The 14,444-nt window shown below is 55.0% G+C and carries 15 protein-coding genes; 7 read left to right on the top strand and 8 right to left on the bottom strand.

Translation table 11 applies throughout. The features are described from left to right. Positions 1 to 217: 217 nt before the first annotated feature. The gene (locus tag NHG65_RS11055; RefSeq protein WP_499183306.1) at positions 218 to 844 is read right to left on the bottom strand and encodes a hypothetical protein; all 627 of its coding nucleotides are present in this window, start codon (positions 842 to 844) and stop codon (positions 218 to 220) included. A gap of 288 nt (positions 845 to 1,132) precedes the next feature. On the opposite strand from NHG65_RS11055, the gene NHG65_RS11050 reads away from it, so the two are divergent. After that, entirely contained in the window at positions 1,133 to 1,354 is a 222-nt protein-coding gene (locus NHG65_RS11050; RefSeq protein ID WP_099065561.1) for a hypothetical protein, read from the top strand. Positions 1,355 to 1,470: 116 nt separating this feature from the next. Beyond that, positions 1,471 to 2,160, top strand: a complete 690-nt coding sequence (locus NHG65_RS11045) for a MarC family NAAT transporter (RefSeq protein WP_099065533.1) — start codon at positions 1,471 to 1,473, stop codon at positions 2,158 to 2,160. A 39-nt stretch (positions 2,161 to 2,199) separates the two neighbouring features. Here NHG65_RS11045 and NHG65_RS11040 read toward each other — a convergent pair whose 3' ends face one another. The 6 genes from NHG65_RS11040 to NHG65_RS11015 form a co-directional block, all read right to left on the bottom strand. Continuing rightward, a complete protein-coding gene (locus NHG65_RS11040) occupies positions 2,200 to 3,333 on the bottom strand; it encodes an ABC transporter substrate-binding protein (protein WP_099065532.1) in 1,134 nt (377 codons plus the stop codon). A gap of 149 nt (positions 3,334 to 3,482) precedes the next feature. Next, positions 3,483 to 4,766: an SLC5/6 family protein gene (locus NHG65_RS11035; protein WP_261415948.1), complete on the bottom strand. Its 1,284-nt coding sequence runs from the start codon at positions 4,764 to 4,766 to the stop codon at positions 3,483 to 3,485. 261 nt (positions 4,767 to 5,027) lie between these two features. Next, positions 5,028 to 6,347, bottom strand: coding sequence for a c-type cytochrome (locus tag NHG65_RS11030; RefSeq protein ID WP_198404509.1), 1,320 nt, complete (start codon positions 6,345 to 6,347; stop codon positions 5,028 to 5,030). 12 nt (positions 6,348 to 6,359) lie between these two features. After that, a complete protein-coding gene (locus NHG65_RS11025; protein ID WP_099065529.1) occupies positions 6,360 to 8,141 on the bottom strand; it encodes a GMC family oxidoreductase in 1,782 nt (593 codons plus the stop codon). 2 nt (positions 8,142 to 8,143) lie between these two features. Next, positions 8,144 to 8,869 (bottom strand): gluconate 2-dehydrogenase subunit 3 family protein, encoded by a 726-nt coding sequence (locus tag NHG65_RS11020; protein ID WP_099065528.1) that lies wholly within the window; start codon positions 8,867 to 8,869, stop codon positions 8,144 to 8,146. A gap of 308 nt (positions 8,870 to 9,177) precedes the next feature. After that, positions 9,178 to 9,843 (bottom strand): transglycosylase SLT domain-containing protein, encoded by a 666-nt coding sequence (locus tag NHG65_RS11015; RefSeq protein ID WP_099065527.1) that lies wholly within the window; start codon positions 9,841 to 9,843, stop codon positions 9,178 to 9,180. A 109-nt stretch (positions 9,844 to 9,952) separates the two neighbouring features. Here NHG65_RS11015 and ghoS point away from each other — a divergent pair, with 109 nt between their 5' ends. The 5 genes from ghoS (at position 9,953) to NHG65_RS10990 (ending at position 13,935) form a co-directional block, all read left to right on the top strand. Next, on the top strand, positions 9,953 to 10,252 hold the full coding sequence (gene ghoS / locus NHG65_RS11010) for a type V toxin-antitoxin system endoribonuclease antitoxin GhoS (protein ID WP_099065526.1): 300 nt from the start codon (positions 9,953 to 9,955) through the stop codon (positions 10,250 to 10,252). A 131-nt stretch (positions 10,253 to 10,383) separates the two neighbouring features. Then, the gene (locus NHG65_RS11005; protein ID WP_499183305.1) at positions 10,384 to 11,328 is read left to right on the top strand and encodes a metal ABC transporter substrate-binding protein; all 945 of its coding nucleotides are present in this window, start codon (positions 10,384 to 10,386) and stop codon (positions 11,326 to 11,328) included. Further along, positions 11,325 to 12,215, top strand: coding sequence for a manganese/iron ABC transporter ATP-binding protein (locus NHG65_RS11000; RefSeq protein WP_129934856.1), 891 nt, complete (start codon positions 11,325 to 11,327; stop codon positions 12,213 to 12,215). The genes NHG65_RS11005 and NHG65_RS11000 overlap by 4 nt, the downstream gene beginning before the upstream one ends. Further along, the gene (gene yfeC, locus NHG65_RS10995; RefSeq protein WP_085116436.1) at positions 12,215 to 13,075 is read left to right on the top strand and encodes an iron/manganese ABC transporter permease subunit YfeC; all 861 of its coding nucleotides are present in this window, start codon (positions 12,215 to 12,217) and stop codon (positions 13,073 to 13,075) included. Before NHG65_RS11000 ends, yfeC begins: the two co-directional genes overlap by 1 nt. Then, positions 13,075 to 13,935, top strand: coding sequence for a metal ABC transporter permease (locus NHG65_RS10990; protein ID WP_207980148.1), 861 nt, complete (start codon positions 13,075 to 13,077; stop codon positions 13,933 to 13,935). Before yfeC ends, NHG65_RS10990 begins: the two co-directional genes overlap by 1 nt. A 38-nt stretch (positions 13,936 to 13,973) precedes the next feature. Here NHG65_RS10990 and NHG65_RS10985 read toward each other — a convergent pair whose 3' ends face one another. Next, positions 13,974 to 14,423 (bottom strand): GNAT family N-acetyltransferase, encoded by a 450-nt coding sequence (locus NHG65_RS10985; RefSeq protein WP_099065522.1) that lies wholly within the window; start codon positions 14,421 to 14,423, stop codon positions 13,974 to 13,976. Positions 14,424 to 14,444: the final 21 nt, after the last annotated feature.

Raw genomic sequence — 14,444 nt, 5'->3', positions numbered from 1 at the left:
TCTGTGAAACATGGCGCATTGCTTACACGACAGATCACATGCAGTACGAAAATTGGATTGGGATTTAGTCAGTTAGGTTTCAGATCTCGCCCACAATTGCCAGATTGATACCTAACCTGGTACACAGAATGAAAAGCATACCTTCACAGCCATATTTGGCTAAGTGGATACTATCACTAAAAATGTTTCGGATAAATAAACTGCAATTCAAACCCGCTTATCGAATATCTACCTTGCATGGCGATAAAGTGCCTTTCAGGTAACTCAGGGTGGCAATCAGGCAGAAGGTATACCCCAGGAGTTCACACCCCTCTTCAACCATATTCTTCACCACCCGGTTGTAACCATCGAGCATCAATGTCTGCCACAGTAAATTCATGCCAAACAGGCGTGAGAACACCAAAATGCACAGCAGACCAGCACACATCATGCCGTAGCTCGGGTGCGTCACAAAATGCACCAGCCCCTGTAAGGTGGCAGCGACATGACGTGACGCATACCCCAGACAAATCAGCGTAACCGCCAGGGCAAACCACATCCAGGCGCCATGCCAGAGCATATCGAAAGCAAAATCCATCTCACGAATCAGCATGCACAGGAAAAACCCGCTGACCAACATCCACGCCGGTCGGTAAGTGGGTTGCCGACATGCCGCAATGAAAAAGCAGGATGAGATAGTGGCAAGCATCAGCTCCTGGACTATTTCAGTTAAAGAGGTTTCGTAGACAAAGTTATGCAGCCAATGCACATCGATAAAGATCAGCCCCATCAAGCCGGCCAGTAACAGGCTATAAAGCAGAAAACGACTTACTTTCCCCAGTATAATTTGCAGATCATGTTTCATAGTCATACTCGTTATTATTTAAAGCGCGCCTATGGTAGGCCTCTGTCTATGGGGATCGTGGCAATTAATGCGAAATAGGCCCTTCTCGGGGCTGGCACAGCGCCAAAGCGCCATAAAAAACAAAAATCTCAGGCAAAACTACCAAGGTAAGCGCAGGAAAAAAGATTGCTGACGTTGGTTCAACGAGCTTCCGATGCATTTTTCACTCAAAAATCAGCTATGGCGAACATCCCCCACTCCCGCTATTCTGATGCCATTAACGGCAGAGTTGAGACAGTACCCCGTATCATGAATCGGTTATTGAAGTTACTGGTGGGTTCCTGCGTGGTGCTGACGGTTATTTTTGCCTTGCTCCACCTGGGGGCGGATCGTCACCCCCGAGCTATCGCGGTGAATGAGCCGCCTATGGAATGTGAGGATACGCCGGAGATTACCAACGATTGCGTGAGCGACGATGATGCTGACGTTGACGCCGTTCCTGACCTTACCCCCCCAGGCATTCCGGGTTGATGTTGCACAAAACCATTTTATTTTAACCTTTAGTCTCATATTGCTGCCGCGACTTGCAGGGCAAGCCAGGCAATAAGCTGCGCCGCGCTTTTGACTGAAAACAGGGAGTTTGCGTTATGACAAGTATTCTGCAGTTGATCCAGGCCATCGGTCTGGGCTTGGTACTGCTGCTGCCACTGGCCAACCCGCTGACCACCGTCGCGCTGCTGCTCGGGCTGTCGGGCAATATGACGCGCGAAGAACGCAACCAGCAATCGTTGATGGCATCGGTTTACGTATTCTTCATCATGACGGTGGCGTTCTATGCCGGTCAGTTGGTGATGAACACCTTCGGTATCTCGATTCCCGGTTTACGGATCGCCGGTGGGTTGATTGTGGCATTTATCGGCTTTCGTATGCTGTTCCCGCAGCAAAGTGCGGATGAGGCTCCCGAGGTTGAAAGCAAAAGCAATGAGTTGCGTAAGAAAACCTCGGCCAATATCGCCTTTGTCCCCTTGGCGATGCCCAGCACCGCCGGCCCCGGTACCATTGCGATGATCATCAGCTCGGCCTCGAGCGTTAAAGAAAATACGCTGGGATTTGCACACTGGGTGCTGCTGGTCGCACCGGTCGCCATCTTCCTGACGGTCGCCCTGATTTTGTGGGCCTGCCTGCGCAGCTCCGGTGCAATCATGCGTTTGGTGGGTCAAAGCGGCATTGAGGCCATCTCACGCCTGATGGGCTTCCTGCTGGTGTGTATGGGCGTACAGTTTATTATCAACGGCATCCTGGAGATCATCTCGACCTATACGCCAGCCGTTGCCTGACCGATTAAACGGGCGCGATAATGAATCGCGCCCACTTCACTATTTACCTGCCGGGGCCTGCGCGCCCAAAATCCCCTTACCTTCCGGTACTTCGGTAAAACGACTGAGGATCTCACTGTAGGTTTTCGCCGGATCCAAATCCTTGAACTGATTTGGATAGATAAATTTCGCCAAATACTCCAGCCCGACAATATTGTACGGGTGGTTGTAGAAATTGTGGTAAATGCCGTAGAAGCGGCCATCTTTCACCGCCGAGACCTGAGCAAAGCCCGGGCGCTGCTTCATGCGATTGAACGCGTCATCCACCTGCTGTTGCGTCACACCATAGCCAAAGGGCACCGCAGCGTTGGTTTTGCTGGCCCATTGAGAACCGGAAACAATATAGGCGTCCGGCTTCATGCTGATCACTTTTTCCAGCGAGACGTCACCGGTCGCGCCCGGCAACAGTGCAGAACCGACATTGCGTGCCCCTATCGCCTCGATCATCCCACCCCAACCCACGTGTGCATGGGTGAAGCAGCAAGACTCAAGCCCATTCAGGCCGGCTTTGGCTTCAATAAACACCAGGGGCTTTGGCTCTACCGTTTTGGTTTTATCGAGGATGCTCTGATAGTGCTGCTGATAAAAATCGGTGTACTGTTTCGCTTCACTCTCACGGTTCAGGGTTTCCCCCAGCAAGCTAATGCTTTTGGGCGTGTTTTCCACCGGCTTGAGCATGGTGTCGATAAACAGCACCGGAATATTCAACGCTTGTAACTTGTCGAGTACGCCAGTCTGGCTCAGTGAGGGTTTGGAGCGCAGTTGCGCCACCATCAGGTCGGGATGTTTGGCGATCACGCTTTCGAGGTTGATCTCGCCCTTGTCGCTGAACCCCATATCGATAATGTTGTTCGCTTCAGGCCATTTGCTCTGCAAGATTTTCCAGGTTTCGCCATCGCTTTTCTTCAGCAGGTTGTTCCACGCCACCAGCCGGGTAAAGGGATCGGCACGGTCCAGCAAGGCCAGCGTCAGAATATCGCGCCCGTCCTGCACCACGATGCGTTTCGGCTCTTGTTTAATCGTCACCGTCTGGCCGGCGGTATCGGTCAGGGTCAGTGGATAAGTGGTTGCCATCGCCTGGGTAGACAAACCACAGGCGCAGGCCAAAGCCAGAAGGGTTATTCGACGGTGCACGTAAAACTCCTTAGCGTTGGAAATTAATCCGGAAATAATAATGAGAATTGCTCCCATTATCAAAGAGAACGCCGGGCGAGTTTTCGCTTAATTGAAAAGAGATGTGAACAGCAGCAAGGCGGCACGCCAATTTCGGCGTGCCGCACAGGTTAAATCAGGCCGTAAATCAGCGCCGACAACGCAATCAGGCCCATCACCAGCACAAAGACGTTGCTCAGCGCACGGTAGCGACGCATGGCAGGCACGGCACGTACCGCATACATCGGCAAAATAAACAGGATCGCCGCGATCAGCGGGCCGCTGATGGTTTCAATAATATGCAGTGCACTTGGGTTCCAGACCGTTGCCGCCCAGGTCAGGAGGAACAACAACACGGCGGAAATACGGTGCGTAATACGCGAGCTTAACGGTTTGCCAACGGCGCGCGTCAGGCCGTCAATCAGGCTGGTCGCCCCTTCGGTCACCCCGAGGGAGGTGCCCAGGTAGGACTTGGCCATTGCCAGCATCGCCATCATCGGCCCCAAATAGGCGATCAGCGGGTTGGAAAATTTGTTCGCCAGCGTAGTCAGCACGGTAATGTTTTGATCTTTCGCCTGCTGCATTTCTTCGTGGGACAGGCTCAGCACGCAACTGAGGACAAAGAACAACACGGTAACGCAGATCAGCACATAGCTGTAGCGCATGATACGCGCGCAGCGGCGTTCAGCCTGCTCGCCATACAGGCTTTTTTGGGTCGAGGCGAAGGACGAAATGATCGGCGCATGGCTAAAAGAAAACACCATCACCGGTACCGCCAGCCACAACGAATGCCACAGATCCGGGCTGCTGAACTGAGTGTTGGCCAGGCCACTGACGAAGTTGGCGGTTTGCCAGGTCGGCATCAGGTACAGCGAGATGCCCATCAAAAACACCAACAGCGGGAACACCAGCATGCCCATCGCCGAAACGATGGCATCTTTACCGCGCAGCAGGACCAGATTCAACACCACCACCACCGCCAGGCTCAGCCAGATACGTGGCAGCGGCGTCAGGTGAAACTGATGAGTCAGGAAGCTGTCCAGCGCGTTGGTGATCGAAATGCTGTACACCAGCACGATCGGGAAGAACGCCATCAGGTACAGCACCATGATGATTTTGCCGGCCAGCACGCCAAAGTGCTCGACCACCACATCATGAATATTGCCGTCGCGGCTGGAGCCGGAAAGCACAAAGCGGCTCAGGGCACGGTGCGGTAAATAAGTCAGTGGGAAGGCAAACAGTGCCATCAACAGCAGCACCAGTGGGCCGTTTAAGCCGGCGTTGATCGGCAGAAACAACGTACCTGCCCCCACCGCAGTGGCGTAGAGACCGAACATCCAGACGGTGTCAGTCTTGTTCCATTTGCCCGGCTGGGCGGAAACCAGCGTGCCTGAATCGGGAGAAATCGTACTCATAGGAAAGCTTACCTTAATCTGCAGCGACAACGATTGCGCCTAACGGGATATCCTTCTCCGCGAATTTTTAATAATAATCAGTGGATTAACTCAGATTTTCATTCTTATGCCTGGTAAAAGGACGGCAAAGGATAATTAAAAACGCTGCCCGGGTCTATCTTTCACTGGCTGAGTGGCTACTTCGCGAACAATGATTGCGGTGAAAATCGGCGTTGGCAGCACAAAAATCTGGGGCCTCTGACGAGGCCCCGGGAGGATGACTTACTTGTTCGCGTCCGGATGTTCCGGCACCGCAGCGCTGCCCATGTCCTTCTGGTCTTTTCGCACGCTGGCCACGTCCGAGGCGCTGACCGGCTTGGCGCTGTTACCCCAGCTTGAGCGAATGAAGTTAACCACTTCCGCTACCTGCTGGTCGTTCAGACGCCAGCCGAACGGTGGCATGGTGATGTTGGATACCGCCCCTTTCACCGCCGGCGTCGTGTTACCGGTCAATACGATGTGGATCAACGAGGTCGCATCTTCGGTCTGCACCACCGGATTGCCCTTCAGCGCCGGGAAGGCGCGTTTGTAGCCCACGCCATCGGTACGGTGGCAGGCCGCGCAGTTATCGACGTACAGAGCCGCTCCGGGCTTGCTGTCGTCACCTCGCCACAGATCCTTGGCTACGCTGTCTTCTACCGGTGCTGGCTGTTGCTTACCGTCTTTCGGCGGCAGCGTTTTCAGGTAACGCGAGATCGCCGTCAGATCCTCATCGCTGAGATACTGCAGGCTATGCTCAACCACATCACTCATACCGCCAAACACGATCGACTTATCGTTACGGCCGGTTTTCAGGAACTCGGTCAGCTCGGCCTCGCTCCAGGTGCCCAACCCGTCCTTGTTGTCACCGCGCAGGCTGGAGGCGACCCAACCGTCGATCGGCGCATTGCTGCCGGCCAGGTAGTTGTCACCGTCGTTATTGCTCAGCGCTTTTTCCTGCATGGTGATGCTGCGTGGCGTATGGCAGGCACCGCAGTGGCCCAGCCCTTCCACCAGATAGCGACCACGTTCGATCACCGGATCGGCCTTGGCATCAGCCACAAAATCCGCCGGCGACGGCGCAAACATGCCGCGCCAGAGACTCAGCGGCCAGCGCATCGACAGCGGCCAGGGAATGTCGGAATCCTTATTGGCCTGCTCCACCGCCGGAACGCCGTGCATGAAATAGGCATACATGGCACGCATGTCGTCCTCTTTCACCAGCGCGAACGACGGATAGGGCATCGCCGGGTACAGGGTGCTGCCGTTTTTGGCGACACCCTTGCGCACCGCGTTGTCGAAGTCCTCGAAGCTGTAATCACCGATACCGGTTTTCTTGTCCGGCGAAATATTGGTGGAGTAAATGGTGCCGATCGGCGTTTCCATCGCCAGGCCACCGGCAAATTCTTTACCGCTTTTACCGTTAGTGTGGCAGGCCACACAGTCACCGGCGCGCGCCAGATATTCGCCGCGTTTGATCAGCTCGCTGCTGACCGTGGCGTCCTGCGCCCAAACGGAAAAACTCAGTGCACTGAGAACCAGTGCGGGAACAAATGCTTTCATCAGTCGCCGTCCTTATGCCTGCACCAAAGGGCCTGGGTTTTTCAGATACTGCTCGCGAATAGCGCGGGCAGACCAGTAAGCCAACGCGGCCACGGTGCCGGTCGGGTTGTAACCCAGCCCTTGCGGGAAGGCCGATGCCCCGATCGAGAACACGTTATGCACGTCCCAGCTTTGCAGATAGCGGTTCACCGCACTGGTCTTCGGATCTTCCCCCATCACCGCGCCGCCGTTCATATGGGTGGTTTGGTAGCTGGTGGTATCGAAATGGCTGTCGGCGTTTTTAGGGCTGCCGGCAATCAGTTTCGGGTTCATGGCCTTGGCGATCGGCGCCATTTTGTCGTACATAAATTGCGACATCTTGACGTCGTTTTCCTGCCAGTCGAACGTCATGCGCAGCAGCGGCTGGCCGAACACGTTCTTGTAGTTGGGATCGAGATCCAGATAGTTGCTGCGATACGACTGATGCGCGCCGTGGGCGTCCATCGACAGATGATGGGTGTAGGCGTCCGCTACTGCCGCTTTCCACTTGCTGCCCCAGGCCGGAGTGCCCGGAGGGGTTGGCAAGCCGGAGATCGGTTTGGTGCCCGCCTGGTTGACCCAGAACGGCGAACCGCCAACGAAGCCTGCTTTGGCATGGTCAAAGTTGTCGGCGTTGAAATCGTCGACCCCGACCCCGTTACCACCCGCGCCGATAAACGGGTTGGTGAAGACGTCTTTGTCGAAGAACGCCTTGATGGTGGTCAGATTTTGGTAAGCGAAGTTACGACCTACCACACCTTCGCCGGTCACCGGATCGTAAGGTTTACCGATGCCGGACAGCAGCATCAGATGCACGTTGTGGAACTGGAACGCCCCCAGGATCACCAACTCCGCCGGCTGTTCGATTTCACGACCCTGCGCGTCAATGTAGTTCACCCCGGTCGCACGAGACTTGTCGGCGGTCAGGTTCACTTTCAACACGTTGGCGTTGGTGCGCAGTTCGAAGCGTTTCTCCATGCGCAATGCCGGCAGAATATTGACGTTCGGCGAGGCTTTGGAATACATGTAGCAGGCGTAGCCACTGCAGAAACCGCAGAAGTTGCACGGCCCCATCTGCGCGCCATACGGGTTGGTATAGGAATCCGAGGTGTTGGCGGAAGGCAGGTTATACGGGTGATAGCCCACGTCCCGCGCCGCTTTCTCGAACATCTGCGCAGAGAACGTATTCTTCTGCGCCGGCAACGGGAAGTTGTCGGAACGGTCAGCCGCGAAGGGGTTTCCGCCCTTCGGCGCCATCTTCTGTCCCTTGACGGTCCAAGCGGTTCCGGAGGTACCGAACACTTTCTCGGCCTTGTCGAAGAACGGCTCCAACTCGTCGTAGGTGACACCGAAGTCCTGGATGGTCATGTCCTTCGGGATAAAGCTTTTGCCATAACGCTCTTCGTAATGGCTACGCATACGCAGCTCGATAGGGTCGATGCGGAAATGCACACCTGACCAGTGCAGGCCTGCGCCGCCCACGCCGGTACCCGGCAGGAACGCCGCCAACTGACGGTAAGGCACCGCAGCCTGGCTGGTATTGTGACGAATGGTCACGGTGCTTTTCGACAGATCCTGGAACAGCTTGCGGCGGATGTTATAGGTCAGTTCGTCGATCACCTGCGGATAGGAACCATCCGGATAGGTATCGCGCATCGGGCCGCGCTCCAGCGCCACCACGTTCAGCCCCGCTTCGGTCAGCTCTTTGGCCATAATCGCGCCCACCCAACCGAAGCCGACGATCACCGCGTCTACTTTTTTCATTACCGTTGCCATTGTTACCCCCTCTCCCCACGAATTGAAACCGGAGGTAAGGGATAACGTTCCCCTCGCTCAACCCAGTCCATAAAGTCGGCGCGTGCGCCCGGAAAATTAATCAGTTTCCAGCCGACCATGTCTTTATTACCGCCATGGATCGGATCGCTGAAGAAACCTTCGCGGGTGTTTTGCAGCAGGTAGGAGAAGAACAGTTTGGCGGGCAACTGCGCGAATTCCGCTTCACCGGATTCAAATTTCTGCAGCAGCGCGTCCTGCTGTGCAGCGTCCAGTTCGGCAAAGGGTTTACCGGCGGTTTTCTTGCAGTAGGCATCGGCGTCCGCGATGCCCAGGTTGTAGATCTGTTTCGGTACCAGCGGCAGTTGGTAACCCATTTCTTTCGGTACATCCGGGTTAAACGGCCCCTGCATATACCAGATCGAACCGGTGGCGTACGGGGTATTCATCTGACGATCGATAAACTCCGGTACACCGGCTTCCAGCGCGCCAGGACCGCGATCGTCGGCCGGGATCAGCCGTGCCGTCGCCGCCTTGACGAAGGCCCACTCCTCCGGAGTGAAGAACGTAGGCTGGTAGTCGTTTTGTTTTGGGGTGTCCGTTGCCGCAACCGCCGGTATTGAGGCCGTCAGCGCGCTAACGCCGCTGCCGCCAATCACCGCTGCGGGAATTAAAGTCATCGATTTCAACAGGAAATCGCGCCGTGAATTGTTAGTTTTATCGTCCGACATGTCACATTCCATCCAAAGATAATCACAACTATTTAACCTCAACCTTGCGGTCGATGCGGGTTTTAAACATAAATTGTTACTTATTTGTATGTTTATTGAAGCTCAGAATGTGAGCAAGCGCCACAATGTTACCGGTAACTTATTGAATGAACGTAAAGAATTGATGGTTAATGTAAAATTAACTATTCGTGCGGTTTTTCAGGTAACAGGATGGGAAATAACGAGAAATGGGAGATATGTCGCGATTTTACCGTCTAGCCATAAAAAAACCGGCCGTTTTAGCGGCCGGTTTGACTAACAAATCTGAACTAGGGTGACATCGCCTGATAGGCTGTGGTCACCTTCCATAAATAGCGTGGTGCCTGTGGAGCCGGATGCTTTTTCTGAATGTGTTGATAGAACTCATCCGGACTCATCTGGTTGATGCGGTTCACCGCCACACGCTTGTCTGATGAGAAGGTGCGCAGCATGGCGCCTGCCCCATTAACATAAGAAACGATAGTAGCGTAACGTAATGTTTGTGGATCGTTGATCCCGGCTAGCTGCTGGCTTTGAAGAATATTGATATAGGCCGTTCCCAGATCAATATTAACCGCCGGATCCTTCAACTCACGCGAGCTTGGCTGCCCGCTTCTTCCTTTCAGACGATAGGCGTCACGCCCGGCGGTTGAAGGTTTTAACTGCATTAACCCGACTGCGTTCGAAGTGCTTACGGCGTTCGGATTAAACCCGGACTCCACCTGAATAATCGCTTTAATCAGCGTTTCGTCTACGCCATAGCTGTTAGCGGCCTGACGAATGTAATCGTTATAGGCTACCGGTGTCCCCGTACGGTTAACTGGAGCCTGCGGGGGGGTCTTTAACCAACCGCCACGCGATGTGCCACTGCCTGAAATATTGTTTGCTGTTTGTGGGTCTTTGGCACAACCCGACAAAAGCAAAATTGCCGTCAGGCAACCTATTTTTGTTTTCACAGAATCCCTCACTCCTTTCAATGAGTTGCGTAGCATATACAACTTGTAAGGACGCCTGTACGCTTTTTTTGGTCTAATCTCAAGCTACTCGTATACCAAGAGGTGATTTATGAGTCAATCTGCAACGACGTGTTTTGTGGTGACTTTTCGCTATCAGGAAGAAGGATTAGCTGATTTGGCCAAGCTGACAGGACAATTAACCCTTCAGGGATTTGTCACGTCGGTGACCGACGAAAATGGCGTTCCGCATGAACTGGGCAGCAACAGCTTTGCGTTGATAACCCCATTGGATCAACAGGATGTACTGCTCCTGGCACAGAAGCTGGCGGAGGTGGCTCTGGGGAAAACACCCGAGGTCGATATTGTCACCTACGACGACTACCTTAAGCGGTTACATGCTGATACATAAAATGCTATAACTCACCGGGCGGTATTATTTTTCCCACTGAGTAAATAACCGGCAGTCTGCCGGCAGGTGACGCTTGACTTTGCTCTAATTGATATTGATAATCATTTTCATTTGAGCCAGGAGATGTCACCATGTTTATGAAACAACGCGCTTTTCCCCGCCTGTCCCCGATTAAGCCCCGGGGCTTTTTCCGCCCTGTCGCCCTGCTGTGTCTGTTATTGACCGCCGGTCTCGCCAGCCATGGCGCCTTGGCGGAAAAAAAGCTGCGCGTGGTAACCACCTTTACCATCATTCAGGATATCGCCAAAAACGTGGCCGGTGACGCCGCCGTGGTGGAGTCAATCACCAAACCGGGCGCGGAAATCCACGATTACCAGCCAACGCCGCGCGATATCGTCAAGGCACAACATGCCGACCTGATCCTGTGGAACGGCATGAATCTGGAACGTTGGTTCCAGCGCTTCTTCGAGAACATCAAACAGGTGCCCGCTGCGGTCGTCACCGAAGGCATCACCCCACTGCCGATCCGCGAAGGACCGTATAACGGCAACCCGAACCCACATGCCTGGATGTCCGCCAGCAATGCATTGGTGTATATCGAAAATATCCGTAAAGCGCTGGTGCAGCACGATCCGGCCAACGCAGAAACCTATAACCGCAATGCCAAAATCTATGCTGCCAAAATTGCCGCGTTGGACGCGCCACTTCGCGAACGTCTGGCACGCATTCCTGAAGCCCAGCGTTGGCTGGTGACCAGTGAAGGCGCCTTCAGCTATCTGGCCAAAGACTATCAGTTGAAAGAAGTGTATCTGTGGCCGATCAACGCCGATGAACAAGGGTCACCGCAGCAGGTCCGCCGGGTAATCGACGCCGTGCGCGCCCACCATATTCCGGTGGTCTTCAGCGAAAGCACCATTTCCGACAAGCCGGCCAAACAGGTGGCGAAAGAGACCGGTGCAAAATACGGCGGCGTGCTGTATGTCGATTCGCTGTCCACTCAGAACGGCCCGGTACCGACTTATATCGACCTGCTCAATGTCACCGTACAAACCATTGCCAAAGGATTTGATCAATGACCACTGAGGTTTTTGTCCGCCCTGAATTGAGCGTGGACGACGTTACCGTGACCTACAATAACGGCCATACCGCGATCCACAACGCCAGCTTTACCCTGAGCGGTGGTGCCATCTGCGCGCTGGTTGGCGTCAATGGCAGCGGCAAGTCGACCCTGTTCAAAAGCATCATGGGACTGGTCAGGCCCACCACCGGCCGCGTACAGCTCAACGAGCAGCCAGTCGCGCAAGCACTAAAGAAAAACGTCATCGCCTACGTCCCGCAAACTGAAGAGGTTGACTGGAATTTCCCGGTATTGGTGGAAGACGTGGTGATGATGGGCCGCTATGGCAAGATGAACTTCCTGCGCATCCCTTCAAAGGAAGACCGACTGCGGGTCGATAAGGCGCTGGAGCGCGTGGGTCTGAGCGAACTGCGCTCTCGCCAGATTGGTGAGCTTTCCGGAGGCCAGAAAAAACGCGTTTTTCTGGCGCGCGCACTGGCACAACAAGGCACGGTCCTGCTGCTGGACGAACCCTTTACCGGCGTCGACGTCAAAACCGAGAACGCCATTATCGACCTGCTGCGTGCGCTGCGCGATGAAGGCCACCTGATCCTGGTCTCCACCCATAACCTGGGCAGCGTGCCGGAGTTTTGCGATCGGGTGATCCTGATTAACCGCACGGTGCTGGCCGCAGGACCAACCGAAACTACCTTTACCCAGAGCAATCTGGAACAGGCGTTCGGCGGCGTACTGCGCCATATCAACCTGTCCGGCCCAGACCTGCACGACGACAACGATCCGCGCACCGTGACGGTGTTGACCGATGACGAGCGCCCGGCGGTGTTCTATGGCCATACCAAGAGCGATCCGCCTGCGCAGAGCCAGCCAAAGGAGAAACAACCCTGATGCTGGACATTCTGCTGCAACCCTTCAGTTACAACTACATGGTCAAAGCCATTTGGGTCAGTGCCATCGTTGGTGCCGCCTGCGCGTTTCTTTCCGCCTACCTGATGCTGAAAGGCTGGTCGCTGATGGGTGACGCACTGTCGCACTCGGTGGTGCCCGGTGTCGCCGGAGCCTATGCGCTGGGTCTGCCCTACGCCGCCGGGGCATTTTTCACCGGTATGCTGGCCGCGCTGGCCATGACGCTGGTACGCCACGTCACCCGCCTGCGCGAAGACGCGATTATCGGCTTTATCTTTTCCACCTTCTTTGCCGTCGGTCTGCTGATCGTTTCGCTCAACCCGACCTCGGTTAACGTGCAGTCGATTATCTTCGGCAATATTCTCGGCATCGCCGACGAAGACGTGTTGCAGGTCGAGATTATCATCGGCGTTTCACTGCTGATCCTGTGCCTGGTGTGGAAAGACCTGCTGGCGGTGTTCTTTGACGAAAACCACGCGGTGTCGATCGGCCTGTCGCCGCTACGGTTGAAGATCCTGTTCTTCACCCTGCTCAGCGCCTGCACCGTGGCGGCATTACAAACCGTCGGCGCGATTTTGGTGATCGCCATGGTCATCACGCCGGGGGCAACTGCCTATCTGCTGACCGACCGCTTCAGTCGGCTGGTAATAATCGCTATCGTGATCGGCGCGCTGACCAGCGGTTTCGGTGCCTACCTGAGTTTCTTCCTCGACGGCGCAACCGGTGGGGTGATCGTGACCCTGCAGACGCTGGTGTTCCTGGCAGCCTTTTTCTTTGCCCCCAAACACGGTCTGCTGGCATCCAAACGCCGTGTGGCACGTGAACAGACCGGAGGCCACTGATGGAAACTCTGTATCAACTGCTCAGCGAACCCTTCGCCTACCCGTTTATGCAGCGGGCGATCCTGGCCGCTATCGTCACTGGCGTGGTGTGTGCGGTGTTGTCGTGTTATCTGGTACTCAAAGGCTGGTCGCTGATGGGGGATGCCATCTCGCATGCGGTGCTGCCCGGCATCGTGCTGGCGTTCGTGCTCGGCATCCCGGTGGTGATCGGCGCATTTTTCTCCGGTATTTTCTGTGCGGTCGCCACCGGTTACCTGAAGGAAAACAGCCGGGTGAAAGAGGATACGGTGATGGGTATCGTGTTCTCAGGCATGTTCGCCTTCGGGCTGGTGTTGTTTTCACGCGTCGATACCGACCAGCACCTGAGCCACATTCTGTTCGGCAATATGCTGGGCATTACCGACGCCGAGCTGAAACAAACGCTGCTGATGGCCGGCATTACCCTGCTGGTGGTGTTGCTGAAACGCAAAGATTTAATGCTTTACTGTTTCGATCCCAACCATGCCAGGGTGATTGGCTTGCCGGTGAAGCTTTTGCACTACGGGCTGCTGTGCCTGCTGGCGCTGACCATTGTCGCCTCGCTGCAGGCGGTGGGGGTGATCCTGGTGATTGCGATGCTGATCGCACCGGGCATTATTGCCTTTATGCTGTGCCGCAGCTTTGATCGCATGCTGATAGTCGCCACGGTGGTATCGGTATTCTCCTGCGTGCTCGGCACCTTAATCAGCTTCCACATCGACGGAGCCACCGGCCCCTGCATTGTGATCGTCCAGGCGATGCTGTTTGTGGTCGCCCTGCTGTACAGCAAATTCAGACCGTTACAACGTCACGAAGAGGGCTTGCTCAACGCGAAGCCTTGAAACCGGTGGCGGTGCCCAATTAGCACCGCCGCCTGGTGTTACTGCTGCTGGTAGATATCTGGCCGGACAATGTGCCAGACAAAGTCCTCGCGATTCACCGCTTCATAGCCCACCTTCTGATACAGCCACGGCGCAGTGCCGGTCACCAACATAATTCGCCGCAACCGTTGCAACACCGGATGCTCCAGCGTGCAATCCATCAACCAACGCGCCAGCCCCTGCCGCTGGTAATCCGGAGAGACAAACACATCACACAGGTAGCCGAAGGTGGTGTAATCCGTGACCAGACGTGCAAAACCAACCTGCTGTTGCTGGTGATACAGGCCAAAACACAGGCTGTTATCGATGGCCAGCTGTACCGTCGCCAGCGAAATACCACTCGCCCAGGTCGAGGTGGTCAAAAAAGCGTGGGTAAAGGCGATATTTAATTCACTTTTATCGCTGTTGATCCGGTATTCACCGCGTTGCCACTGCTGGTTTTGCTCCATTAATTTCTCATCTCATTGATA

It is taken from the genome of Serratia myotis (assembly GCF_027474885.1).
Taxonomy (GTDB): Bacteria; Pseudomonadota; Gammaproteobacteria; order Enterobacterales; family Enterobacteriaceae; genus Serratia; species Serratia proteamaculans.
The sequence above is the reverse complement of the archived record's forward strand: the minus strand, read 5'-3'. Positions and strand labels throughout refer to the sequence as shown.

Excerpts from the sequence above, each read along its gene's own strand:
- NHG65_RS11055 (WP_499183306.1), bottom strand. The coding sequence starts at position 844 with ATGAAACATGATCTGCAAATTATACTGGGGAAAGTAAGTCGTTTTCTG.
- NHG65_RS11050 (WP_099065561.1), top strand. The coding sequence starts at position 1,133 with ATGAATCGGTTATTGAAGTTACTGGTGGGTTCCTGCGTGGTGCTGACG.
- NHG65_RS11045 (WP_099065533.1), top strand. The coding sequence starts at position 1,471 with ATGACAAGTATTCTGCAGTTGATCCAGGCCATCGGTCTGGGCTTGGTA.
- NHG65_RS11035 (WP_261415948.1), bottom strand. The coding sequence starts at position 4,766 with ATGAGTACGATTTCTCCCGATTCAGGCACGCTGGTTTCCGCCCAGCCG.
- NHG65_RS11030 (WP_198404509.1), bottom strand. The coding sequence starts at position 6,347 with ATGAAAGCATTTGTTCCCGCACTGGTTCTCAGTGCACTGAGTTTTTCC.
- NHG65_RS11025 (WP_099065529.1), bottom strand. The coding sequence starts at position 8,141 with ATGGCAACGGTAATGAAAAAAGTAGACGCGGTGATCGTCGGCTTCGGT.
- NHG65_RS11020 (WP_099065528.1), bottom strand. The coding sequence starts at position 8,869 with ATGTCGGACGATAAAACTAACAATTCACGGCGCGATTTCCTGTTGAAA.
- ghoS (WP_099065526.1), top strand. The coding sequence starts at position 9,953 with ATGAGTCAATCTGCAACGACGTGTTTTGTGGTGACTTTTCGCTATCAG.
- NHG65_RS11005 (WP_499183305.1), top strand. The coding sequence starts at position 10,384 with ATGTTTATGAAACAACGCGCTTTTCCCCGCCTGTCCCCGATTAAGCCC.
- NHG65_RS11000 (WP_129934856.1), top strand. The coding sequence starts at position 11,325 with ATGACCACTGAGGTTTTTGTCCGCCCTGAATTGAGCGTGGACGACGTT.
- yfeC (WP_085116436.1), top strand. The coding sequence starts at position 12,215 with ATGCTGGACATTCTGCTGCAACCCTTCAGTTACAACTACATGGTCAAA.
- NHG65_RS10990 (WP_207980148.1), top strand. The coding sequence starts at position 13,075 with ATGGAAACTCTGTATCAACTGCTCAGCGAACCCTTCGCCTACCCGTTT.
- NHG65_RS10985 (WP_099065522.1), bottom strand. The coding sequence starts at position 14,423 with ATGGAGCAAAACCAGCAGTGGCAACGCGGTGAATACCGGATCAACAGC.